The sequence below is a fragment of the Parvimonas sp. M20 genome (assembly GCF_035282425.1).
In the GTDB taxonomy this organism is placed as follows: Bacteria; Bacillota; Clostridia; order Tissierellales; family Peptoniphilaceae; genus Parvimonas.
Genome location: NZ_JAYKBQ010000074.1, coordinates 1 through 543, shown reverse-complemented (window position 1 = coordinate 543; position 543 = coordinate 1). Strand labels below are relative to the sequence as shown.

General features: G+C 47.9%; 1 protein-coding gene. It reads right to left on the bottom strand.

Annotated features, from left to right (window positions below; translation table 11 throughout):
- Nucleotides 1–486, bottom strand: a 486-nt coding sequence (locus VJI93_RS08455) for a hypothetical protein (RefSeq protein ID WP_324009269.1), incomplete at its 3' end; no start/stop codon positions are given.
- Between the last annotated feature and the right edge of the window lie 57 nt (nucleotides 487–543).

The following is a 543-nucleotide window of genomic DNA, read 5'->3' as shown; positions in this document are numbered from 1 at the left end:
ATGCAGACGTACGCCCTTTGAATCCAGATCGCACAATACCGCTGTGCTAAGTGCCTGCACATCGCTACGCGGCAGACGGCATTTGGACAGCTTCTTATTGATAAACGCCCGTGGATTCGGATGCTTAGGAAAGGCGCTAAGGGAATTGAGGCAGCTGTTAAGCAACAGGTCAAATTCCTTTGGACCCAACTTAGGATGCATCAGGTAATCGTCGAGGCCAATCTTTTCTTCCAGGTATGATACATGTGGTACCAAATTCAACTGGCGGATGTTTTTGGCCTTAACACCTCTGAACCTCAGATCATATCCCAATTGTGCTGCGGCTGCCTGGACCTGCGCATTGATGCCAGTTTTGACATCCACGTCATAAATAATGACCAGAGGAATATCCATGGCAATAGACAGAGCAATCAGTTCAGTAAAGCCTGTGGCGACGCTTTCAATACGTTCGCTAGCTTCACTACCAGATGGCAGCTTTGCCAACATGCGCCCATCTTTACCCTGTTTAAGCTCTGAGTCCTTTGGCATAGATAGAATCCGATT